Source organism: Croceicoccus sp. BE223 (assembly GCF_031457155.1).
Lineage (GTDB): Bacteria > Pseudomonadota > Alphaproteobacteria > Sphingomonadales > Sphingomonadaceae > Croceicoccus.
This window is the reverse complement of the sequence record NZ_JAVDWB010000001.1, coordinates 446067-466712: the sequence shown is the minus strand read 5'-3', so window position 1 is coordinate 466712 and position 20646 is coordinate 446067. Positions and strand designations below refer to the sequence as shown.

The 20646-nt window shown below is 66.3% G+C and carries 20 protein-coding genes; 11 read left to right on the top strand and 9 right to left on the bottom strand.

The genetic code is table 11. From position 1 onward, the window contains the following. The first annotated feature begins 60 nt into the window (after positions 1 to 60). Genes J2X37_RS02310 through J2X37_RS02285 form a run of 6 tightly spaced genes read left to right on the top strand, consistent with a single transcriptional unit; the run spans position 61 to position 6476 of the window. Positions 61 to 513, top strand: coding sequence for a cupin domain-containing protein (locus J2X37_RS02310; protein ID WP_310017279.1), 453 nt, complete (start codon positions 61 to 63; stop codon positions 511 to 513). Continuing rightward, the gene (locus J2X37_RS02305) at positions 510 to 1811 is read left to right on the top strand and encodes a M24 family metallopeptidase (RefSeq protein ID WP_310017278.1); all 1302 of its coding nucleotides are present in this window, start codon (positions 510 to 512) and stop codon (positions 1809 to 1811) included. The genes J2X37_RS02310 and J2X37_RS02305 overlap by 4 nt, the downstream gene beginning before the upstream one ends. A 13-nt stretch (positions 1812 to 1824) precedes the next feature. Then, positions 1825 to 2826 (top strand): thiamine pyrophosphate-dependent dehydrogenase E1 component subunit alpha, encoded by a 1002-nt coding sequence (locus J2X37_RS02300; protein WP_310017277.1) that lies wholly within the window; start codon positions 1825 to 1827, stop codon positions 2824 to 2826. A gap of 14 nt (positions 2827 to 2840) precedes the next feature. Beyond that, positions 2841 to 3833, top strand: coding sequence for a transketolase C-terminal domain-containing protein (locus J2X37_RS02295; RefSeq protein WP_310017276.1), 993 nt, complete (start codon positions 2841 to 2843; stop codon positions 3831 to 3833). Between the two features lie 24 nt (positions 3834 to 3857). After that, complete coding sequence (locus tag J2X37_RS02290) at positions 3858 to 4100, top strand: biotin/lipoyl-containing protein (RefSeq protein WP_310017275.1); 243 nt, start codon at positions 3858 to 3860, stop codon at positions 4098 to 4100. Positions 4101 to 4103: 3 nt separating this feature from the next. Then, a complete protein-coding gene (locus tag J2X37_RS02285) occupies positions 4104 to 6476 on the top strand; it encodes a membrane-bound PQQ-dependent dehydrogenase, glucose/quinate/shikimate family (protein WP_310017274.1) in 2373 nt (790 codons plus the stop codon). 32 nt (positions 6477 to 6508) lie between these two features. On the opposite strand, the gene J2X37_RS02280 is transcribed toward J2X37_RS02285, so the two are convergent. Next, a complete protein-coding gene (locus J2X37_RS02280; RefSeq protein ID WP_310017272.1) occupies positions 6509 to 7045 on the bottom strand; it encodes a VOC family protein in 537 nt (178 codons plus the stop codon). A 172-nt stretch (positions 7046 to 7217) separates the two neighbouring features. On the opposite strand from J2X37_RS02280, the gene J2X37_RS02275 reads away from it, so the two are divergent. Continuing rightward, positions 7218 to 8567, top strand: a complete 1350-nt coding sequence (locus J2X37_RS02275; protein ID WP_310017269.1) for an aromatic ring-hydroxylating dioxygenase subunit alpha — start codon at positions 7218 to 7220, stop codon at positions 8565 to 8567. Then, positions 8567 to 9913 carry an aromatic ring-hydroxylating dioxygenase subunit alpha gene (locus J2X37_RS02270; protein ID WP_310017267.1) on the top strand — a complete coding sequence of 449 codons (1347 nt, stop codon included), beginning with the start codon at positions 8567 to 8569 and terminating at the stop codon, positions 9911 to 9913. Before J2X37_RS02275 ends, J2X37_RS02270 begins: the two co-directional genes overlap by 1 nt. An 82-nt stretch (positions 9914 to 9995) precedes the next feature. Here the strand turns inward: J2X37_RS02270 and J2X37_RS02265 are convergent, their stop codons facing one another. The 4 genes from J2X37_RS02265 to J2X37_RS02250 form a co-directional block, all read right to left on the bottom strand. Beyond that, entirely contained in the window at positions 9996 to 11174 is a 1179-nt protein-coding gene (locus J2X37_RS02265; RefSeq protein ID WP_310017265.1) for an epoxide hydrolase, read from the bottom strand. Between the two features lie 20 nt (positions 11175 to 11194). After that, positions 11195 to 11953 carry an SDR family oxidoreductase gene (locus J2X37_RS02260; protein WP_310017262.1) on the bottom strand — a complete coding sequence of 253 codons (759 nt, stop codon included), beginning with the start codon at positions 11951 to 11953 and terminating at the stop codon, positions 11195 to 11197. A gap of 44 nt (positions 11954 to 11997) precedes the next feature. Continuing rightward, on the bottom strand, positions 11998 to 12918 hold the full coding sequence (locus tag J2X37_RS02255) for an SDR family oxidoreductase (RefSeq protein WP_310017260.1): 921 nt from the start codon (positions 12916 to 12918) through the stop codon (positions 11998 to 12000). Positions 12919 to 13044: 126 nt separating this feature from the next. Next, a complete protein-coding gene (locus J2X37_RS02250; protein WP_310017257.1) occupies positions 13045 to 13725 on the bottom strand; it encodes a TetR/AcrR family transcriptional regulator in 681 nt (226 codons plus the stop codon). Between the two features lie 257 nt (positions 13726 to 13982). Here J2X37_RS02250 and J2X37_RS02245 point away from each other — a divergent pair, with 257 nt between their 5' ends. The 3 genes from J2X37_RS02245 to J2X37_RS02235 all read left to right on the top strand — a co-directional run bounded on the left by J2X37_RS02245 (position 13983) and on the right by J2X37_RS02235 (position 17922). Continuing rightward, positions 13983 to 15638 (top strand): AMP-binding protein, encoded by a 1656-nt coding sequence (locus tag J2X37_RS02245; protein WP_310017255.1) that lies wholly within the window; start codon positions 13983 to 13985, stop codon positions 15636 to 15638. A 155-nt stretch (positions 15639 to 15793) separates the two neighbouring features. After that, entirely contained in the window at positions 15794 to 16555 is a 762-nt protein-coding gene (locus J2X37_RS02240) for an SDR family oxidoreductase (protein ID WP_310017253.1), read from the top strand. Further along, positions 16555 to 17922, top strand: a complete 1368-nt coding sequence (locus J2X37_RS02235; protein WP_310017251.1) for an aromatic ring-hydroxylating dioxygenase subunit alpha — start codon at positions 16555 to 16557, stop codon at positions 17920 to 17922. Before J2X37_RS02240 ends, J2X37_RS02235 begins: the two co-directional genes overlap by 1 nt. Before the next feature lie 3 nt (positions 17923 to 17925). Here the strand turns inward: J2X37_RS02235 and J2X37_RS02230 are convergent, their stop codons facing one another. From J2X37_RS02230 to J2X37_RS02215, 4 genes are read right to left on the bottom strand one after another with little or no spacing between them, the layout of a single operon-like run. Further along, on the bottom strand, positions 17926 to 18429 hold the full coding sequence (locus tag J2X37_RS02230) for a MaoC/PaaZ C-terminal domain-containing protein (RefSeq protein WP_310017248.1): 504 nt from the start codon (positions 18427 to 18429) through the stop codon (positions 17926 to 17928). Further along, the gene (locus J2X37_RS02225) at positions 18426 to 19394 is read right to left on the bottom strand and encodes an acyl-CoA thioesterase domain-containing protein (protein WP_310017245.1); all 969 of its coding nucleotides are present in this window, start codon (positions 19392 to 19394) and stop codon (positions 18426 to 18428) included. Before J2X37_RS02225 ends, J2X37_RS02230 begins: the two co-directional genes overlap by 4 nt. Next, positions 19375 to 19839: a VOC family protein gene (locus tag J2X37_RS02220; RefSeq protein WP_310017243.1), complete on the bottom strand. Its 465-nt coding sequence runs from the start codon at positions 19837 to 19839 to the stop codon at positions 19375 to 19377. Before J2X37_RS02220 ends, J2X37_RS02225 begins: the two co-directional genes overlap by 20 nt. Beyond that, complete coding sequence (locus tag J2X37_RS02215; protein ID WP_310017241.1) at positions 19836 to 20639, bottom strand: SDR family oxidoreductase; 804 nt, start codon at positions 20637 to 20639, stop codon at positions 19836 to 19838. Before J2X37_RS02215 ends, J2X37_RS02220 begins: the two co-directional genes overlap by 4 nt. Positions 20640 to 20646 lie beyond the last annotated feature (7 nt).

Sequence of the window (20646 nt, the reverse complement as noted above, 5' to 3'; positions counted from 1 at the left end):
GTGCAAGACCACGCGCACCGCGTAACATCGAACGAAACCGAACACGAGAGGAGAGAGACCATGGCACACGATCCCGGCAAACTGGGCGATCTCATCGTCAATGTCGACGACTGCCACGAAGTCGAACTGGGCACCGGCACGACCATCCGCCTGCTGCGCTACAGCGAGGAGACCGGCGACTGGGTGCTGTGGGTGCACATGGAACCGGGCGCGACCTTTGCGCCGCACTGGCACCTCGGCCACGGCCAGTATTTCGTCACCAAGGGCGAGCTCATCTACGACGTCGGCTCGGCCCCTGTGGGAACCTACGGTTACGAACCGATCGGTTCGCGGCACAGCGAGGCGCGCTGCGACGAGGTGACGGAATACCTGTTCATGGGCCACGGCGCGGTCGCCTTCACTGGCGAGGACGGCGAGATCCGCTTCATCCTCAACCATGAGTTCCTCCGCGACGTGGCGCGCGGCACCGTCGTCTCCAACGTCGCCAACGAAGGGCTGGAGGAAGCGGCGTGACCGCAGCCTCCAACCCGCGCGCCGAGCGCCTGCGCGCGATGATGGGCGCAGAGGGGCTCGACGCGGTCGTCCTGTCCCACCCGCATGACGTGCGCTACGCGGTCGGCTACCATTCCATCCTCGAACGCTGGGGCCAGATGGAGGCGATGGCCGCGGCGATCGTCTATGCCGATCCGGCCCGGCCCCTCACGCTTGTCATCCCGGAAGCGAACCTCGGCCTCGTCGCGGTGCTCAACAAGGACGGCGACGCCTGCACTTTCGGCGAGATCCGCACCTTCGAGATGCTGAACTTCTGCGAGGTCAGCCGCTTCATCGACCCCGACCGCAAGACCGGCCAGCTGGGCGAGGACGCGATGGCGCTGGCCGGGCGCATCGCCGGCGAATGCCAGGCCGACGTCTGCGCCGCCGTCACCTCGGCGCTGGCCGATCACGGCATGGCGGGCAAGCGCATCGGCTTCGACGAACACCGCATGTCGGCCCGCGTTGCCGAAAGCGTGCCGCACGATTTCGTCGACGTGCTCGATTTCATGATGCGCGTTCGCGTCGTCAAGACGGCGGAGGAGCTGGACCGTTACCGCAAGGTCGGCAAGCTGGCCGATCGCATCGTCCAGCACGCCGGCAGCCTGCTGCACGAAGGGGCGGACTGGAACGACGTTCAGGCGCGCATCTGCGACTTCATGGTGAGGAACGACACGATCCCCGTCGACGACGGCGGCATGCTGTTCGGCGGTTCGTACGAGGCGGACGAGTTCATCCCCGACCTGTTCCGGACCAGCGGCAACCGCGCGCTGCGCCGGAACGACATCGTGATCCTCGAAACGCAAGGCGTGCACGACGGCTTCTGGGTCGACATCAACCGCACCGCCCACATCGGCCCGCCGAGCGAGGCCTACCAGCGCCAGCACGACATCCTGCGCGATGCCTTCCTGAAAATGGTCGAGACGCTGCGCCCCGGGATGTCGACCGCCGACCTGCCCGCCATCGCTTACGAACACGTGAAGGCCGCCGGCGTCGCGACGCCGGAAAAGCTGCTCGTCGTGGCGCACGGCATCGGCCTGATGCCGCTCGAGATCCCGCGCGCCTATCCTTCCGCGGGTCTTGCCGGGGTGAAGCAGGGCTTCGTGCTCGAAGAGGGCATGCTGCTCTCGCTCGACAGCCTCTACTTCGGCGCCAGGATCGGGCCGTGCCACATGGAGAACGTCTACGCGATCACCAGCGGCGCGCCCGAACCGATGTACCACACCCCGCTCGAACTCATCGTCGCGCCGCTTGCCGCTGAAACCGAACCTGCCGAATAAGGAAACCCGCGATATGCCCACGGGCGAAAACGATCCCCGCCTCGAGAAATACCGCCGGATGCAGCGCATCCGCCAGTTCGAGGCCAAGGCCGAGGCCATCCACGCGCAGGGCGAGATTCCGGGCGCGCTGCACACTTACGCGGGCATGGAGGCGTCGGGAGTCGGCTGCTGCATGGCGCTGCGCGACGACGATTACATGGTCGGCACCCACCGCAGCCACGGCCACCCCATTGCCAAGGGCGCGGCGCTGCGCCCGCTGATGGCCGAACTGCTCGGCAAGAAGACCGGCATCTGCCAGGGCAAGGGCGGGTCCATGCACCTGTCCGACTTCTCGGTCGGGTCGCTGGGCGAAACCAGCATCGTCGGTTCGGGCGGCCCGGTCGCCGCCGGGGCGGCGCTGGGCGCGAAGCTGCAAGGGCTGGACCGGGTGGCGCTGTGCTTCTTCGGCGACGGGGCCAGCAGCGAGGGCGCGATCCACGAAGGCATGAATCTGGCCGCGGTCTGGTCCCTGCCCGCGATCTTCGTGTGCGAAAACAACCGGTTCGGCATGTCGACCCCGACCGACAAGGCCGTGGCCGGCAAGAATGTCGCCGACCGCGCGCACGGCTATGGCATCCCCGGCGTCATCGTCGACGGACAGGACGTCGACGCGGTGGAGGACGCGGTGCGTGAAGCGGTGGACCGCGCGCGGGCCGGCAAGGGGCCGACCCTGATCGAGACCAAGACCTATCGCTACGGCGACCACGCGGTGAACATGGGCCGCGAACTCACCCCGCGCGGGCCGGAGCACGAGGACTGGGTCGCGCGCGATCCGATCATGCTTTACCGCGCGCGCCTGATCGACAGCCGCGTGGGCGCCGACGTGCTCGACGCCATCGACGCCGCCGTCAGCGACGAAGTGACCGATGCGCTGCAATTCGCGCGCGACAGCGCATACCCGGCCTTCGAAGAGGCCTTCGACCATGTCTTCGTCGATCGCCTGCCGATCCCCGAAGACGTCGGCAAGTACGCCTGAGGAGGGACGCGAACATGGCCAGGATCACCTACCTCGAAGCCATCTACCAGGCACAGAAGGAAGAAATGGAACGCGATCAATCCGTGTTCCTGATGGGCGAGGACGTGCGCTGCAACGTCTTCGGCACCACCACCGGGTTCGTCGACCTGTTCGGCGAGGAACGGGTGCGCGACACGCCGATCTCGGAAAACGGCTTCATCGGGGCGGCGGGCGGCGCGGCGATGGTCGGCATGCGCCCGATCGTCGATACCACGATCTCGTCGTTCCTGTTTCCGGCGATGGACCAGATCTGCTCCATCATCGCGAAGTCGCGCTACATCTATGGCGGGCAGGCAACACTGCCGCTCGTCATCCGCTCGTGCCTTTTCTACGGCAATTCCAACGCGGCGCAGCACTCCGACCGGCCCTATTCGATGTTCATGAACATGCCGGGCCTGAAGATCATCGCCCCGTCGAACGCGGCGGACATGAAGGGCCTGCTGAAGGCCGCGATCCGCAGCAACGACCCGGTGTTGAGCTTCGAGGATTCGACCTGCTGGATGGCCAAGGGCGAAGTGCCCGACGACATCGACCACGTCGTCCCGCTCGGCAAGGGCGACGTGAAGCGCGAAGGCAGCGACGTGACCATCATCGGCATTGCCGGCGGCGTCAACGTCGCGCTGAAGGCGGCCAAGTTGCTGGAAGGCGAAGGAATTTCGGCCGAAGTGATCGATCCGCGCACGCTCGTGCCGCTCGACCGCGAGCTGATCCTCGCCTCGGTCCGCAAGACCGGACGCGCGATCTGCGTCGATCCCGCGCACCTGACCTGCAGCGCGGCGAGCGAGATCGCCGCGACCATCGTGGAACATGCCTTCGACGCGCTGAAGGGCCCGGTCGTGCGCGTCACCACGCCCGACACCCACCTGCCCTTCAGCCCGCACATGGAAAAACCGCTCTACCCCTCGGCGGAGCGGATCGTCGATGCGGCGCGCAAGGTGATGGGCGCGAAGCGCGCGGCAATGGCCTGATCAGGCCTACAGGAGAAATTGCAAATGGCTGAATTTACCGTGGTCCTGCCACAATACGGAATGGGGATGCAGGACGGCGAGATCGTGCGCTGGCTTAAACAGCCCGGCGACACCGTGGCCGAGGGCGAAACCCTCGTCGAGGTGGAAGCCGCCAAGACCACCGTGGAGGTCCCCTCTCCGGTCGCGGGCACACTAGTGCGGATCGTCGCGGAACCGGGAGAGACCATCGACGTCCGCGCGCCGATCGCGATCCTGGAAACCGCCTGATCCATGTCCGGGGGCAAGTTGGCGCGCCGGGCTGTGCGCGAGGATGACAGGGGCCATGGCGGCGCGTGGATGCGATGGATCTTCGGCATCCTGCTCATCGTCATCGGCGGGGTGCTGGCCGCAGGCGGCGGCTGGCTCCTGTCGCTCGGCGGCTCACCCTACTACCTCCTGACCGGCCTTGCCTGCCTCGGCTCGGGCTGGTTCATCCTCAGGCGCAACCGGCGGGGCCTGTGGCTCTATGCCGCAATGCTGGCGGGAACGCTGGGCTGGGCGCTGTGGGAAGTGGGGCTCGATTTCTGGCAGCTCCTGCCCCGTCTGGCCGGGCCGACCGTGCTCGGCGCCATCCTGTGCATCCCGGCCATGCGGCGCAGCGTCAGCCGTGCCCGCGACACCGGGACGATCATGGCCGCGCCGGTGGCGACGATCCTGTGCATCGCGGCGCTTGCCGTCGCCTTCTTCCAGGTCCGCCCGTTCGACGTCGCGCCCACCGGCGCGCCGGTCGCAGTCGCGGCGGCATCCGGCGGGCAGACCGACTGGACTGCCTATGGCGGCAGTCTTGCCGGCACGCGCCATTCGGCGTCTAACCAGATTACCGCCGCCAACGTGACAAAGCTGGAGCAAGCCTGGCACTTCGAGACCGGCGACACGATGGAGAAGCGGCCCGAGATCACGTCGATCTCGTTCATGGCAACGCCGCTGATGGTCGACGATCTCGTCTATCTCTGTTCGCCAACCGGCAAGGTCTTCGCGCTCGATGCCGACAGCGGCAGGCAGGTCTGGCTGCGCGATCCCAAGGCCGATCTCGGCAATGCGCAGATGCTGAACTGCCGGGGGGTTTCCTATCATGCCGACTCTGCGGCCACCGGCCTGTGCGCCAAACGCATCATCTCGATGACGGTCGACGGCCGGCTGCTCGCCAGCGATGCCGCGACCGGCCAGCCCTGCCCCGGTTTCGGCACCGACGGCGCGATCGACCTTCGCGCCGAGATGGGCAAGGTCGACCAGTTGCGCAGCTACACCACCTCGCCCCCGACCATCGTCGGCAACGTCGCGGTGGTCGGCTCCTACATCCGCGACAACTTCAGCGCGTTCGATCCGTCGGGCGTGGTGCGCGGATACGACGTGACGACCGGCAAGCTGCTGTGGGGATGGGATTCGGCCCGTCCGCCCGAGGCACCCGATCCCGGTCCCGACGGGACCTGGACACCGGGATCGGCCAATGCGTGGAGCGTGTTCAGCGCCGATCCCGCGCTCGGCCTCGTCTACCTGCCGACCGGCAACGCCACGCCCGACCATGTCGGCACGCACCGCACCCCGGACATGGAACGCTACGCCAGCTCGATCGTCGCGCTCGACGCCGCGACCGGCAAGGTGCGCTGGTCGTACCAGGTCGTGCATCACGACATCTGGGACTACGACGTGCCGGCTCAGCCGGTGCTGTTCGACTGGCAGGGCAAGGTGCCCGCGCTCGCCGCGCCGACCAAGCTGGGCGACATCTTCATCCTCGATCGCCGCACCGGCAAGCCGCTGACGCAGGTTACCGAGATGGCGGTCCCGGCGGGCAACCTGCCGGGCGAACGCTATTCGCCGACGCAGCCGCGCTCGACCGGGTTCGCCTCGTTCGCGCCGGACGACCTGACCGAGGCGGGAATGTGGGGCGCGACCCCGCTGGACCAGTTGTGGTGCCGCATCCGCTTCCGCTCGCTCGACTACAAGGGGGTCTACACCCCGCCCTCGGTGCGCGGCACGCTGCAGTATCCGGGCACCTTCGGCATGCTCAACTGGGGCAGCGTCAGCGTCGATCAGGCGCGACGGCTGATGATCGTGAATGCCTCTGCCATTCCGCAGGAGGCGATCCTGTTCAAGCACGGCGCCAATGCCGACACGCCCGCGCTGGCCAAGGATTCGCACGCCCCCGGCTACTTGCCGCAGGAGGGCACCAACTACGGCGTCAGCCTCAACCCGATGCTGTCGCCGCTGGGCCTGCCCTGCATCGCGCCGCCCTGGGGTCACATCGCGGCGGTCAGCCTCGATACCGGCAAGAAGGTCTGGCAGCGGACCCTGGGCACGACCGAGGATACCGCTCCGCTCGGCATCGCCATTCCCGGCGTGTTCAACCTGGGCGGGTCGGTGACGACGGCGACCGGCCTCACCTTCATCGGCGCGGCAATGGACCATCACCTGCGCGCGTTCGACACCGCGACGGGCCGCCTCCTGTGGCAGGGCCGCCTGCCCGCCGGGCCGCAGGCGACGCCGATGACCTACACTTCGCGCAAGACCGGGCGGCAGTACGTGGTGATCGCGGCGGGCGGCCACATGTACATGGGCACGACCAAGGGCGACCATGTCGTCGCCTTTGCCTTGCCCGCGAATTAGAAGGGGCGCGGATCGCCGCGCCCCTCCCCCTCTCAGAGCGAGATGGTCTTTGTCACCCCGTCCCAGTCGGCGGCGGCCTGCTTGATCATCGCGAAGGTGTCGAGCATCGGCTGGAACGGCTGCACGATCTCGACGATCGGGGTCAGCGCGTTCTCGCTCGCGGTGTCGAGATAAGCGAACTTCGACATCGGCAATTCGCCCTGAAGCAGCACATCGACCCCGCGCCGCTCCGCATCGGCCATGACCGCGTCATAGTCGTCGACGAAAGTGCCGATGTGGTGCAGCCCTTTCTGTCCGGATTCCAGGAACTCGGTGTAGGTCGTGCGGACGCTGCCCGGCTGGATGAACTCGATCATCATGTCGCCCGAATAGCCGACCGCGACCGCGCCGAAGATGTCGGCGTCGCCGGGGATCGGTTCGCCCCGCACCTTCAGCCCCTCGAACTGCAACGGCAGGGGAAATGTGAAGAACGGCCCCACACCCATCTTGCTGGTCCACAGGTCCACCGCCGCCATCGCGTCGGGCACGACGTAGGCCATCTGGAAGATCTTGCCATACAACGAACTCATCCGGTCTCTCCCAAGGTGCTGCCTGCCGGAATTGGCGGAGCTATCGCTTGCAAAACAATCATGCATGTTTTTAATTGGCAACCAAGGGGCGTGAGTCGATAATCCGTCAACCCGCCCGAAGATCCCGGTAAAACGACCGGGTCCAATCCCGGTGGAGAGGGATGCCTGCATCATGAAACTCGATTTCGAAGACTGGAACATTCACGTCGGCACGCCGCACGCGTTCAACGAGCGCGCGCCCCGGATCGACAACGGCACCGACCGCCCCGATCCGCGCCGCTATTACGACCGCGAGTTCATGCGGGAGGAGTGGGAGAAGGTCTTCTGCAAGTCGTGGCTGATCGCGTGTTCGGTCTCCGACGTGGCGGAACCGGGCGACTTCTACAAGTTCGACATCGGCCCCGAATCGATCATCGTCGTGCGCGGCGACGATGGCGAGGTGCACGCCCACTACAACGCCTGCCCCCACCGCGGCAGCCGGCTGGTCACCACCGATTTCGGCTCCCTGGCGCAGTTCACGTGCCCGTTCCATTCGTGGAAATTCGACCTGGAAGGCCACAACGTCGCAGTCACCGACAGGGAGACGTTCCGCCCCGAAGTCCTGTGCCACGGCCACGACCTCACCTCGGTGCGCTGCGAAGTCGCCGCAGGCCTCGTCTTCGTGTCGATGGACCCGGATATCGAGCCGGTGAAGGAATGGCTGGCGCCGATCCTCGCGCATCTCGAGCTCTACGAGATCGACAAGATGTACGTCGTCCAGCACCGCCGGTCGGACTGGGGTTCGAACTGGAAGGGCGGTGTCGACGCCTTTGCCGAGATCTACCATCTCCACGCCGTGCACCCTCAAACCCAGTGCCTGATGGACGACCGGACCCAGATCGACCTCTGGCCGGGCGGCCTGTCGCGCCAGTTCGTACCCTTTGCAAAGCCCGCCGAACGCTATCCCGATCAGGAAACGGTGAACCCGGGCATCCAGCTGATGCTGCGCGATGCCGGGATCGATCCCGATACCTTTGACGGCACCGCCGCCGAAACCCGCGCCGCCGTGCAGCAGGCCAAGCGCAAGCGGTCCGACGAACTGGGCCTTCGCTACGAGCGGTTCAGCGACAGCCAGCTTTCGGATTCGGTCGTCTATTCGCTGTTCCCCAACGCGCAGCTGGGCTGCCACCCGGAAGCGGTCTTCCTCCATCGCTTCATCCCGCACCCGACCGATCCCGACCAGTTCACCTACGACACGTGCATCCTCTACCGCCATGTCGACGCGCCGGGCTACTCGGCGCCGGCGTGGATGGGGATGGGGCCGGAAGTCGACCTGTCGGGCCGGACGCGCCCCGAGATCGTGCACACCGGCCTTGGCGAACCGCCGGGCCTTGGCGAAGTGCTCGACCAGGATTCGGACCTGCTGCCGATCGTGCAGGCGGGCGCCAAGTCGCGCGGCTTCAAGGGACCGCTGTGGTGCGAGCAGGAAGGCCGCCTGCGCCATTTCCACGCCGAACTCGATCGCCGGATGGCCGAAGGCTGATGGGGTACGATCCCCGCAGCTGGGCGGTGCACAAGGGTTCGGACCACCCGTTCGACCAGCCCGCCCCCGCCATCGACAACGGTGCCGAACGGCCCGATCCGCGCCGCTACACCAGCAAGGCGTTCTTCGAGGACGAGTGGGAGAAGGTCTTCACGAAAACCTGGCTTCTCGCCTGCCCGTCGAGCGACCTGCAGGAGGCGGGCGACTGGGTAAAGCACGACATCGGCCGGGAGAGCTTCATTGTTGTTCGAGGCAAGGACGGCAAGGTCCGCGCCCACTACAACGTCTGCCCGCACCGCGGTTCGCGGCTGGTCACGACCGAGATGGGCAGCCAGGACAGCTTCACCTGCCCGTTCCACTCGTGGAAGTTCGATCTCGAGGGTCACAACGTCGCGGTGACCGACCGGGAGACCTTCCGCCCCGAAGTGCTGTGTCACGGCACCGATCTCACCTCGGTCCGCGCCGAAGAGGCCGCGGGCCTCGTCTTCATTTCGATGAGCGACGATGTGCCGCCGCTGGCCGAATTCCTCGGCCCGATCCTGCCGATGCTGGAAACCTACCGCATCGACCTGATGCACGTGGTGCAGCATCGCCGTTCGGACTGGGCGGCCAACTGGAAGGGCGGCATCGACGCTTTCTATGAAAGCTATCACCTCCACGCCATCCACCCGCAGACAATGGGCGTGATCGACGACCGCACCCATATCGATCTCTACCCCGGCGGACTGTCGCGCCAGTTCGTGCCGATGGCGCAGCCCAATTCGCACTTCCCCGACCAGGAAGGCATCAACCCCGGCATCGCCATGCTGCTCGCCGACGCGGGCGTCGATCCCGCCAGCTTCACCGGCACCGCGATGGAAAGCCGCGCCGCGGTCGCTCAGGCAAAGCGGGACCGGGCGGCGGCGATCGGGCTCGACTACACCCACTTTTCCGACGCGCAGCTGACCGACGCCACGATCTTCGGGATATTTCCCAACATCCAGATCGGCTGTCACCCCGAAGCCGTGTTCCTGCACCGTTTCAATCCGCATGCCAGCGATCCGGAGAAGTTCACTTACGAAACGACGATCATGTATCGCCACGTCGATGCACCGGGCTACGGCGCGCCCGGGTGGATGGGCCTTGGCCCCGAAGTCGATGTGACCGGCGCGACGCGGCCGGAGGTGGTGCACACCGGGCTCGGCGAACCGCCGGGGATGGGCGAGGTGCTTGATCAGGATTCGGACCTGCTGCCCTTCGTCCAGGCCGGCGCCCGGTCACGCGGCTTTCGCGGGCCGCTGTGGTGCGAACAGGAAGCCCGCCTGCGCCATTTCCACGTCGAACTGGATCGCTGGCTGGCGAAATGATCTTCCCTGGGTTTCCGCGCCCTTCGTGCGGGAGCCGACTGCCAAGGGCGGGGCCGCTGCGTGCAGCCCCGCCCCTTTTTTATCAGCGATAGGGTCGCATGGTGGCGCGAATGTCGGCGGCGATCGCGTCCGGGTTTTCGACATGCGCGAAGTGTCCGCCGCGTGCATGCGTCACATCGAAAGTCATGTTGAAATCGCCGTCCAGACCGCTGCCGAGACCCGCCGTTCCGTCGAACGGAAAGCGGCTGACCCCGGTCGGCACCCGGACGATCGGCGTGCCGTCATGCGAGGGCCGCCACGGATGGCGCGCCGCTTCGGCATAGAAGCGGGCCGAAGTGACGAAGCTGTCTGTGAACCAGTAGATCGAGGCAGTCGTCAGCAGGAAGTCGGGGTCGAACGCGTCGAACAGCCCGTCGCGGCAATCGCCCCAGCTCTTGCGCCGTTCGACCAGCCAGGCGAGCAACGCGGCGGGCGAATCGTGCATCCCGTAGGACAGCGTCTGCGGATCGAGCACCTGGACGCAGACGTGTGATGCGATACGCCGTTGCCACGCGAGGAAATCGTCCCGCGCCTGCCCCTCCAGCTCCTTTGGGGCGAGCATGCCGCCGGTGACGTCCCACGGCCGTTCGTGACCGAAGAGGTAGAGCGGCGCGAGGGTCGAGAGGTGGATCGCATCGACCGCGTCGGCGTACTTGTGGCCCAGTTGCGCCGTCGTCAGCGATCCCCAGTCGCCGCCCGCGGCGAAATAGCGGTCGTGGCCCAGGATGTCGCGCATCAGGGTGTGCCACAGGTCGGCGGTCGTCCAGAAATTGACGCCGGTCCTGGCCAGCGGGGTCGAGAATCCGAAACCCGGCATCGACGGGACGATCACGTCGAAGGCATCCGCCGGATCGCCGCCGTGCGCCGCCGGATCGGCGAGCGGGCCGACGACCCGGTGCATGTCCCAGAAGGTCCACGGCCAACCATGCGACAGGATCAGCGGCGCTGGCTTTGGCCCCTTCCCCGGCACCCGCATGTAGTGGACCGGCAGTCCTTCGATCTCGACGCGCCAATGCTCGAAAGCGTTCATCGCCGCTTCGTGCTCGCGCCAGTCGTAACTGTCGCGCCACTGCTCGATCAGCGGCGCCATGATGCTGACCGGCGTGCCGTACGACCAGTCATCGTTGGCATAGTCATGCGGCAGGCGGGTCCGCGCCAGCCGCTCCTTCAGGTCTGCCAGCCGCTCTTGCGGGATGGCGATCTCGAAGCGGCTGGGCTGCATACCTGCCTCCTCTCGCGAAGTCAGAATGGCCGGATGGTGATGGCGTTGTCGATCACCAGTTCCGCCCCGTTGATGAAACGCGATTCGTCGCTGGCAAGGAACAGGACGAGGTTGCCAACGTCCTTGGGCGCGCCGGGCGTGCCGGGCGGCAGGACGCCGTCGGGGATGTCCCTGGGCTGGTCCGGGCGGCCTTCCGCCTTCTGCACCATCGGGGTTTCGATCGATCCGGGGTGCACCGAATTGCAGCGGATCTTGTAGCCCTTTTCCTGGCACATCACCGCGACCGACTTGGTCATCGAGCGCACCGCGCCCTTCGCCCCCGAATAGGCGAAGAAGATCGGATAGCCGAGCAACGCGCCGGTCGAGCTCATGTTGATGATCGATCCGCCATCGTTCTCGTTCATCAGCGGAATCGCGTATTTCATGCCCAGAAAGACGCCGTCGATCATGATCGAGTTGACCCAGCGGAACTGTTCGAGGGTCGTGTCCTCGACATCGGCGTTCAGGACCACGCCGGCGTTGTTGACCAGCACGTCGAGCCGGCCGAACTTTTCGCGGATGGCGTCGATCGCGGCGATCCACTGCTGTTCGTCCGCCACGTCCAGCGCCATTCCGATCGCGCCGTTGCCGATGCGGTCGGCCACCGCCTGCGCGGTTTCCTGCTTCACGTCGGTGACCACCACGGTTGCGCCCTCTTTCGCGAGGATCTCGCAATCTGCGGCGCCCAGCCCCGAACCGCCGCCCGTCACGAGCGCAACCTTGCCTTGAACCCGGCCCATATCTCTCTCCTGGAAGTGTCGTTATGCGGTAACGCGAGAAGGGCTCAGGCGGCCCCATCCTCGCTGAAATAATCCGGCATGCCCGCCGGCCACACCACGCCCCATTGTGCCTGGCCACCGTCGAGGATGATCAGGTCGCCGTTGACGAAACGCGCCGCCGGCGAGGCGAGATAGGCGATCATCTCGGCTACGTCCCACGCGTTGCCGCGCTGCTTCATCGGGTTCGCCTTGTGGAAGCGCGCCAGCGCCTCTTCGGGATACATGCGGAAGCCCTCGGTCTCGATAACGCCGGGGCCGATGCAGTTGACGCGGATGTTCCACTGCGCCCACTCGGTCGCCAGGGTCTTCGAGAGGTAGATCACGCCCGCCCGCGCCGCGCAGGTGTGCGCCGCCTGCGGCATGCCGCGTTCGACGTTGGCAACGATGTTGACGATGTTGCCCGGCTTGCCGTCGGCGCGCCAGCGCTTCGCCACCTCCTGCATCATCCACCACGTGCCGTTGAGATTGGTGTCGATCACCGCCAGCCAGCCCTTGCGGGAAAAGTCGATGGCGTCCTGCGGAAACTGCCCGCCGGCATTGTTGACCAAGGTGTCGATCGTGCCGAATTCGTCGCTGACACGGTTGATCGTAGCCTCGACCGCCTCGGCGTCGCGGATGTTGGTGCCGAGCGCGAGGACCGACTTTCCGGTTTCCTCCTTCACCAGCCTGACCGTGGTGTCGAGCTTCGCCTCGTCGCGCCCGCAGATCGCCACGTTCGCACCGAGCCGGGCGGCGAGCAGCGCCGTCGCCTTGCCCATGCCGCTGCCGCCGCCGCTGACCAGCAGCGTCTTTCCGGCCAGCATGTCGCCGCGGTAGATCGTGGTCTGGACGCGCAGGTCGTCTTCGTCGAGGCCGCGCTTCGGGCGTTCGTAATCGACGTCCTCGGGCCGGAATATCTTCGGTTCATGCTTGGGGGTGGCGTTCAATGCGCGGTTCCTTGCCGGTCTCTGCTTCGCGAAGCCGCAGTGCAGCTCCATCCTTCTCCGACCGGCACGCTAACGCGGCGCGATCAAAAAGACAAACAAGATTGTTTTATTGCGCTGGCGGCCGGATCAGGTCTCGGACGGGCGATAGAGCTGCTCGATCTGCCGCTCCAGGTGCTGAAGCATCGGCGGCACCTGTTCGGCGGTCATGGCGCCGGTGTGGATGCCGATCGCCATGCCCTCGAGGATCGTCTGCGACAGTGTCATCGCCAGCTTGAACTCAGCCGGAAGCACACGCCACTCGGGAAACAGGGTCTCCGCCTCGTTGTCGAATCGTTCGCGGAACTCGACCTGAAGCGGGTCCATGATAGCGGCAAGGCCGGGATCGGTCCGCGCCGCGATGGCCAGTTCGTGGAAGGCGATGAACGCGGGCTTCTGGACCTGTTCCCAGTATGTCTCGACCAGCTTGACCACGTCGTGCTCGGGTTTGTCCGCGGCGCGGCGAAACGCGCGGATGCGCCGGTCGTGCAGCTCGATGATCGTCGCCTTGATGAGCGCGGGGCCGTTTTCGTAGTGGTGCATCATCGCGCCGCGCGAAAGGCCGGCCTCCGCCGCGACGCGCGGCGTGGTCGTCCTGGCATAGCCGTACTTGACGAGACAGCGCACCGTCGCGTCGATCAGGCGCTTGCGGGTCTGCGCCGCCTTGGCCGCCTGGATGGTTCCGCCCCCGCCACGCGACGCCGCACGCGCCGGCGACCGGGCCGGGCCGTTGCGATCCGTGTTTCGGGCGCGCGCCGTGGTGCTGGTCATAACTGCTTTGTCTGCTCTGTCGTCGCTCGCGCCGCCCCGTCCGTCAGTCCGACGCGCTGCTCTGCGGAGCTAGAAACCAAGCCTGCGCAAAACGCAAGTCACGCGATGATGCGGTCCGTCGCAGCCACGCCTCGACCGACGCACAAAACAGTCAAGCATGATTGTATTTTTCCCGGGCGCTGATAATCTCCCCATCCATCACCAGTCGCGAAGCCGGCATCGTCCGCGCGCGTCACAAGAAGAGTGGGAGAGAAGACTTGGGCGATTCCACGCCAGCCAACCCGTCGGCGCCGGTTCTTACCATGGGCGCGATGATTCGCGCCTCTGCGGCGGCGCACGGGCCGTCGGACGCGATCATCTTTCCCGATGACCGGCTGACCTACGACGAGCTAAACCGGGCCGCGCGCGACTGGGCCAGGGCGCTGATCGCAATGGGCGTCAAGCCGGGCGAGCATGTCGGCATCCTGCTGCCCACCTGCATCGATTTCATCACCGCCTTCTACGGCATCACCATGGCAGGCGCGGTCGCCGTGCCGGTCAACGCCCGCTATCGCGCCAGCGAACTGGGCTACGTGACCGAGAATGCCGATCTCGTCGCGGTTATCACCACCGGCAAGGTCGCGGACAACCTCGATTTCGGCGAACGCCTCGTTGCCGCCCTGCCCTCGATCCGGGAGCAGGCCGATCCGCGCGCGCTCAAACTGGCGGAAGCGCCAGCCCTGCGCAGCATCGTCTGCCTCGACGACGATTGCGCGCCCTACCTGCTGTCGGCGAAGGCGGCGATCGCGGCGGGCGCGGCGGTGAGCGACGCAGACGTCGACGCGCGGATCGATGCGGTCCGGCCGGACGACACGGCGATGATCCTTTACACGTCGGGCACCACCGCGCATCCCAAGGGCGCGATGATCGCGCACCGGGCGCAGGTCGCCAACAGCCGCAATCTCGGCGTGCGCTACGAATGCACCAGCCAGGACAAGGTCTGGTCGCCGCTGCCGATCTTCCACATCGCGGGCATCCTGCCGATGACGATGATCCTCGACCTCGGCGGCGCGTACATGACCATCCCCCATTTCGACGCGGGCGTGGGCCTCGCCATGCTGGGCCGCGAAGGCGGCACGATCGCCTATCCCAGCTTCGTGACGATCATGCAGGACCTGATCACCCACCCGGACTTTCCCGCCACCGACCTGTCGAAGCTGAGAGTGATGAACTCAAACTTCGCGGTGCAGCCCGAATGGATCAAGCTGGCGGTGGCCAAGGCCATGCCGCACACGATCCAGGTCGGCACCTACGGCCTCACCGAAGGCGCGGGCACCGTTTCGACCAGCCGCCTGACCGACAGTTACGAAGTGCGCACGGGTCGCTGCGGCACCCCGCTCGACGAATGGCAGGTGCGCATCGTCGATGCCGCGACCGGCCAGGACTGCGCGCCGGGCGAACGCGGCGAGATCGTGCTTGGCGGGCCGAACCGGCTGCAAGGCTACTACAACGACCCGGAAAAAACGGCCGAGGCGATCCGCGACGGCTGGTTCCACACCGGCGACATCGGATCCATCGACGAAAACGGCGACGTCATGTTCCACGGGCGGCTGAAGGACATGCTGAAGGTCGGCGGCGAGAACGTCGCCGCGGCCGAGATCGAATCGATGCTGCAGACGCATCCGGCGGTGAAGCTGGCGCAAGTCGTGGGCCTGCCCGACGATCGCTATGTCGAGGTGCCCGCCGCGTTCGTCGAACTCGCCGACGGCGCGAGCGCGACCGAACAGGAGCTGATCGCGCATTGCAAGGAGCAGATCGCGGGCTTCAAGGTGCCGCGCCACATCCGCTTCGTCGACAGCTGGCCGATGTCCACGTCGAAGATCCAGAAGTTCAAGCTGCGCGACGACCTGATCCGCGAATTGCAGGACGCGTGATCGTTCGATCGCGATCATAAAAAAGTCAGGTGTGAATGTTTTTTGTTGAATAAGGGGGCCGGGGTGAGCTAGCCCCGCAGGCCAGAACGGACATCAAGGCAAGGCGCCGGCGCACGCGCGCACCGCGCCTCGCGGACAGGACAGGGAAAGCACGCATGGATCTCGGACTTCAGGGCAAGAAAGCCATTCTCGTCGGCGCGGCGCGCGGCATCGGCTATTCGGTGGCCGAGATCCTCGCCCGCGAAGGCTGCGACATCGCGCTCACCGCGCGGAGCGAGGACAGCGTGAAAGACGCGGTCGCCGAACTGTCGAAGTACGGCACCAAGGTGGTCGGCAAGCCCGTCAATGCCAAGAAGGCCGACGAGTACAAGGCCTGGTTCGAGTGGGCCATCGACGAGCTCGACGGTGTCGACATCATGATCCCGTTCACCTCGGCGGGCGGCGGCATGGGCAGCGAGAAATACTGGCACAACGCCTTCGAGGTCGACCTCATGGGCGCGGTCCGCGCGATCGAGGCGGTCATGCCGAAGATGGAGGAACAGGGCCGCGGCTCGGTGGTGCTGATCGGCACGACCTCGGTCCTGGAAGCGATGGGCGGCCCGCAGGCCTACAACGCGCTCAAGGCTTCCATCGTCACTTACGGCAAGCAGCTCGCGCTGCACCACGGCAAGCACAACGTGCGGGTCAACGTCGTGTCCCCCGGCCCGATCGAGTTCGAGGGCGGCAACTGGGACATGATCAAGGGCACGATGGAGAAGTTCTACAACGCCCAGCTTCGCCAGCAGCCGACCGGCCGGCTCGGCAAGCCCGAGGAAGTGGCCCGCGCCATCGTCTTCCTCGCCAGCGACGCGGCCAGCTGGTGCAACGGTTCGCACCTCGTCGTCGACGGGGGCTACACCAACCGGACGCACTTCTGATGAAAGAGCACGTCATGGGTTGGGACCGGGCCAACATGGACATCGTCCGCGATGTCGATGCCTGGCGCGTCGATCCCGCGACCACCGGCAACGGCACCCCGGTCGAACGCGCGCCCGATCCGGAGCTGGGCACCGCAATCATTCCGGCGGCGCGCTACTACTCGCCCGAATTCATGCAGCTCGAATGGGACCGGGTCTGGACCAAGACCTGGCTTCTGGGCGGACGGTCGGACGACCTGAAGGAGCCGGGCGACTACATCTGCACCGACATCGGCAAGGAATCGGTGCTCATCGTGCGCCAGGCCGACGGGTCGATCCGCGCCTTTCCCAACGTGTGCCTGCACCGCGGCAACCGGCTCCGCCCCGAGGGACGCGGCAATGCCGAACAGTTCCGCTGCATGTACCACCACTGGACCTACGGCCTCGACGGCAAGCTGGACCATATCCCGGACCTGTGCACCTTCCTGCAGGGCGGACCCGACGGCATGGCGCTGACCGCCCTGCCCTGCACCGAATGGAACAGCTTCGTCTGGTATTCGCTGAACCCGGATGTCGAGCCGTTCGACGACTTCATCGATCCGCTGAAGCAGCACTTGGAACCCTATCACCCCGAACGCATGGCCTGGACCCGCGACATCACGGTGGAGTGGGACTGCAACTGGAAGACGTCGGTCGACGCCTTTTCCGAGACCTACCATGTGCAGGGCATCCATCCGCAGCTGAAGTGGTATCTCGACGACGTCAACGTGCAGATCGACTGCTACGGCAAGCACAACCGCTACCTCATCCCGTTCGCCGCGATCAGCCCGCGAGTCCAGCTGCCCAGCCAGATTCCGCCCGCGATTTACGAGATCATGGTCAACGCCGGCATGGACCCGGCCGAATACGAAGGACGCACCAGCGACATCCGCCGCGACGTTCAGCTGTTCAAGCGCAAGCACGGCGCGGCGCAGGGCAAGGACTATTCCGAGCTCAACGACGAACAGCTGACCGACGACTATCACTACACGATCTTTCCGAACGTGTCGGTCAACGTCCATGCCGACGACATCATGCTGTTTCGCCAGCGCCCGCACGCGACCGACCCGAACAAGATGTATTACGACATCTGGATGTTCGAGCTGGTCCCCGAAGGCGAGGAATGGCCCGAACGCGTTAAGCACAAGCGCTTCAGGCACGGCGACAAGACGATCGGCCAGGTGCTCGACCAGGACGCTTTCAACCTGCCGACAGTGCAGACCGGCATGAAGTCGGACTTCTTCCCCGGCCTGTGGATCGGCGACCAGGAACTGCGGATCCGGCACTTCCACAAGGTGCTCGACGATTACATCTACGGCCCCGGCCAGAAGACGGCCGACGACCTTTAGGCGCTACCGGCGGGCCGTCCCCCTGGCCCGCGCGCGTCCTTCCCGCGTATAGACAAGGTTGATGCTGGTGAAGGTGACGCACTCCGTCCCGTCGTCCAGCAGCACCTTGTAGCGTGTCATTGCCGTGCCGCGATCGGTGCGGGTCCTGGAAGGCTCGAGGCTGACGATCTCGCTGGTGACATGAATGGTGTCGCCGGCGCGAACGGCGCGTTTCAGGCGCAGCTCGTCCCAGCCCACGCCGCAGACCCAGTCGATGTCCCAGTTGATTTCGTGATCCATCTGCCGCCACATCGCGAGTACGTGGATGCCGCTGGCAACGACTTCACCGAACACGGATTCGGTGGCGGCGTCAGGGTCGGTGTGAAACCATTGCGGATCGTATTGCCGCGCGAAGGCGAGGATCTCCTCCTGCGTGACGGTGCGCGGGCTGGATGTCCGGAACTCGCCGACGAGCAGATCTTCGAACGTGCGGTACGGTTCGCGCGCCTGCCACTTGTCCTCGCTCACAGCTTGCCCTCTCTCTTTTCGCTCAGCACCCGTGCCAGTCCCTGCTGCGTGACGGTGGCGACCAGCGTGCCGTCGCGGCGGAAGACATGGCCTTGGCCCAGCGCCATGGCATTGCCCGCCGCCGGGCCGTGCAGCGCATAGAGCAGCCAGTCGTCGACCCGGAAGGCCTCGTGGAACCAGACCGCGTGGTCAAGGCTCGACATCTGCATGTAATCGCTCGCCCAGCCCTGCCCCAGCGGGCCGAGACCGGTCTGGAAGATGTGGAGGTCGGAGGCATAGACCAGCAGCCGCTGGTGCACCGCGAGGGTGTCGCCGTCGCGCCCGGTGCCCACCGGCCCGTCGAAGCGGAACCAGAAATGCCGGCGCGCAGGTCGGGGCGGGCCGTCGAAGAAGGTGAAGGGCTCGACGGGGCGCCAATCGATTTGCTGCCGCCGGGTCCAGTATGCGTGGTGGCGCGTTGGAAGGTCCGCCTTCATCGCGTCGATCGTTTCGACGAGCGGCACGAGGGTTTCGGGCGCGGGAACGTCGGGCATCGCGATCTGGGCGCGGGGCGCGTCCTCGGGCGCCTTGAACGACACCATGCCGTTCATCAGCAACTCCGGCCCCTGCGTCATGCGAACCAGCCGCGTCGCGAAGGAGCGCCCGTCGGTTTCACGGCTGACGGCGAAGTCGTTTGGCTGGTCGATCCGTCCGGGCCGGGCGAAATAGGCGTGGAGGCTGTGAGCCACCTTGTCGGTGCCCACCGTCGCGCAGGCCGCGGCGAAGCATTGCGAGGTGATCGCTCCGCCGTACTGGCGCAGCAGGCCGGTCTCGATCGGATCGACCCGGAACCGGTCGGCGCCGGTCTCGCGAAAGGCATAGAGCGCCTCTCGCTCGACAAGGGGATCGTCAGGAAACGGGTTGGCCTGCCCGCGCGGGCCATCCTCGCCGCGTGGCGGCACCCGCTCAGGCGACGGCGAGGTCATGGAACTGGAAAGTGCACTCCGGCCCCGCGATCTGCAGCAGTTCGACGACGTTGCCGTCGCAATCGCGGCCATAAGTCGCGCGCAGCGTCCCCTCGCCCGGCGGGCCGTGGAAATGCATGCCGAGCGCCGAGAGCCGCTCGTATTCCGCGACGACGTCGTCGCAATAGAGGCACAGGTGGGTGATCCCCCGGTCGCACATGCGCGGGCGCACCTCGACCGGATCGTTGCTGGCGTATTCGAACACCTCGATGTGCAGGTTGCCGAGCCGGATGAAGGCGTATGTCGCGGTGCTGTCCTTCAGCCCGACCATCGTGTCGATGCGATCGTTGCCGACCTCCCAGCCGCCGCCGCCGACGCGTTCGAAGCCGAACCAGCGCTGGTAGTGATCGACAAAGCGTTCGAGGTCGGGCGTCGAGATCGCGAGGTGATGGACCCCGCGGATCATGCCGCGCCTTCCTGCGCGCGGGCCGCCTTCACCGCGCTGATGATCTCGCGGTTGGTGGGATTGCGGCGCAGCGTCAGCCCGCCGTTCACCTGCAGGACCTGCCCGCTCATGAAACAGGCGTCGCTGGCCAGCCACGATACCGCCTCGGCGATGTCCTCGCTCGTGCCGACCCGGCCCAGCGGGTATTCCTTGCGGAAAGTCTCGACGATGGCCGGGTTCTGCGCGGCATCCTCGGTCATCGGGGTGACGGTGAAGCCCGGCGCGACCGAATTGGCGCGAATGCCGCGATGGCCAAACTCGTTGGCGATGCAGCGGATGACGTGATCGGCCCCGGCCTTGGTGCCCATGTAGGCGGCGTGGTCTTCCAGCATGATAGAGGCGGTGGCGGACGAGATCTGGATCAGCGATCCGCCGTCGCGCATCACCCGCAGCATCGCCTGGTAGAACAGGATCGCGCCGGTGAACTGCAGCGCCGCGATCTTCTCGATCTCTTCCTTCGTGGTCTTGAGAAAGGGCTTCAACAGGCCCCAGCCGGTCGCGTTCACCGCGATGTCGACGCCGCCGAACCGGTCGACCGCCGCGTCGGCCAGCCTGGCCAGGGCTTCCTCGCTGGTCAGGTCGGTACCTGGCACCGCGAGCCCGCCGATCTCGTCGGCAAGCCGCTCCAGCTCCTCCGCCTTGCGCCCGGCGACGACGACTTTCGCCCCGTCTGCCGCCAGCCGCCGCGCGATGACCTGCGCCATGTTGTCGCGATTGGCCGCGCCGACGACGACGGCGACCTTTCCGTCCAGGTGACCCATTGCCTCT

What these genes read in the sequence shown, in the direction of transcription:
- J2X37_RS02310 (WP_310017279.1), top strand. Translation starts at nt 61, where the DNA reads ATGGCACACGATCCCGGCAAACTGGGCGATCTCATCGTCAATGTCGAC.
- J2X37_RS02300 (WP_310017277.1), top strand. Translation starts at nt 1,825, where the DNA reads ATGCCCACGGGCGAAAACGATCCCCGCCTCGAGAAATACCGCCGGATG.
- J2X37_RS02295 (WP_310017276.1), top strand. Translation starts at nt 2,841, where the DNA reads ATGGCCAGGATCACCTACCTCGAAGCCATCTACCAGGCACAGAAGGAA.
- J2X37_RS02290 (WP_310017275.1), top strand. Translation starts at nt 3,858, where the DNA reads ATGGCTGAATTTACCGTGGTCCTGCCACAATACGGAATGGGGATGCAG.
- J2X37_RS02285 (WP_310017274.1), top strand. Translation starts at nt 4,104, where the DNA reads ATGTCCGGGGGCAAGTTGGCGCGCCGGGCTGTGCGCGAGGATGACAGG.
- J2X37_RS02280 (WP_310017272.1), bottom strand. Translation starts at nt 7,045, where the DNA reads ATGAGTTCGTTGTATGGCAAGATCTTCCAGATGGCCTACGTCGTGCCC.
- J2X37_RS02275 (WP_310017269.1), top strand. Translation starts at nt 7,218, where the DNA reads ATGAAACTCGATTTCGAAGACTGGAACATTCACGTCGGCACGCCGCAC.
- J2X37_RS02270 (WP_310017267.1), top strand. Translation starts at nt 8,567, where the DNA reads ATGGGGTACGATCCCCGCAGCTGGGCGGTGCACAAGGGTTCGGACCAC.
- J2X37_RS02265 (WP_310017265.1), bottom strand. Translation starts at nt 11,174, where the DNA reads ATGCAGCCCAGCCGCTTCGAGATCGCCATCCCGCAAGAGCGGCTGGCA.
- J2X37_RS02260 (WP_310017262.1), bottom strand. Translation starts at nt 11,953, where the DNA reads ATGGGCCGGGTTCAAGGCAAGGTTGCGCTCGTGACGGGCGGCGGTTCG.
- J2X37_RS02250 (WP_310017257.1), bottom strand. Translation starts at nt 13,725, where the DNA reads ATGACCAGCACCACGGCGCGCGCCCGAAACACGGATCGCAACGGCCCG.
- J2X37_RS02240 (WP_310017253.1), top strand. Translation starts at nt 15,794, where the DNA reads ATGGATCTCGGACTTCAGGGCAAGAAAGCCATTCTCGTCGGCGCGGCG.
- J2X37_RS02235 (WP_310017251.1), top strand. Translation starts at nt 16,555, where the DNA reads ATGAAAGAGCACGTCATGGGTTGGGACCGGGCCAACATGGACATCGTC.
- J2X37_RS02225 (WP_310017245.1), bottom strand. Translation starts at nt 19,394, where the DNA reads ATGACCTCGCCGTCGCCTGAGCGGGTGCCGCCACGCGGCGAGGATGGC.
- J2X37_RS02220 (WP_310017243.1), bottom strand. Translation starts at nt 19,839, where the DNA reads ATGATCCGCGGGGTCCATCACCTCGCGATCTCGACGCCCGACCTCGAA.
- J2X37_RS02215 (WP_310017241.1), bottom strand. Translation starts at nt 20,639, where the DNA reads ATGGGTCACCTGGACGGAAAGGTCGCCGTCGTCGTCGGCGCGGCCAAT.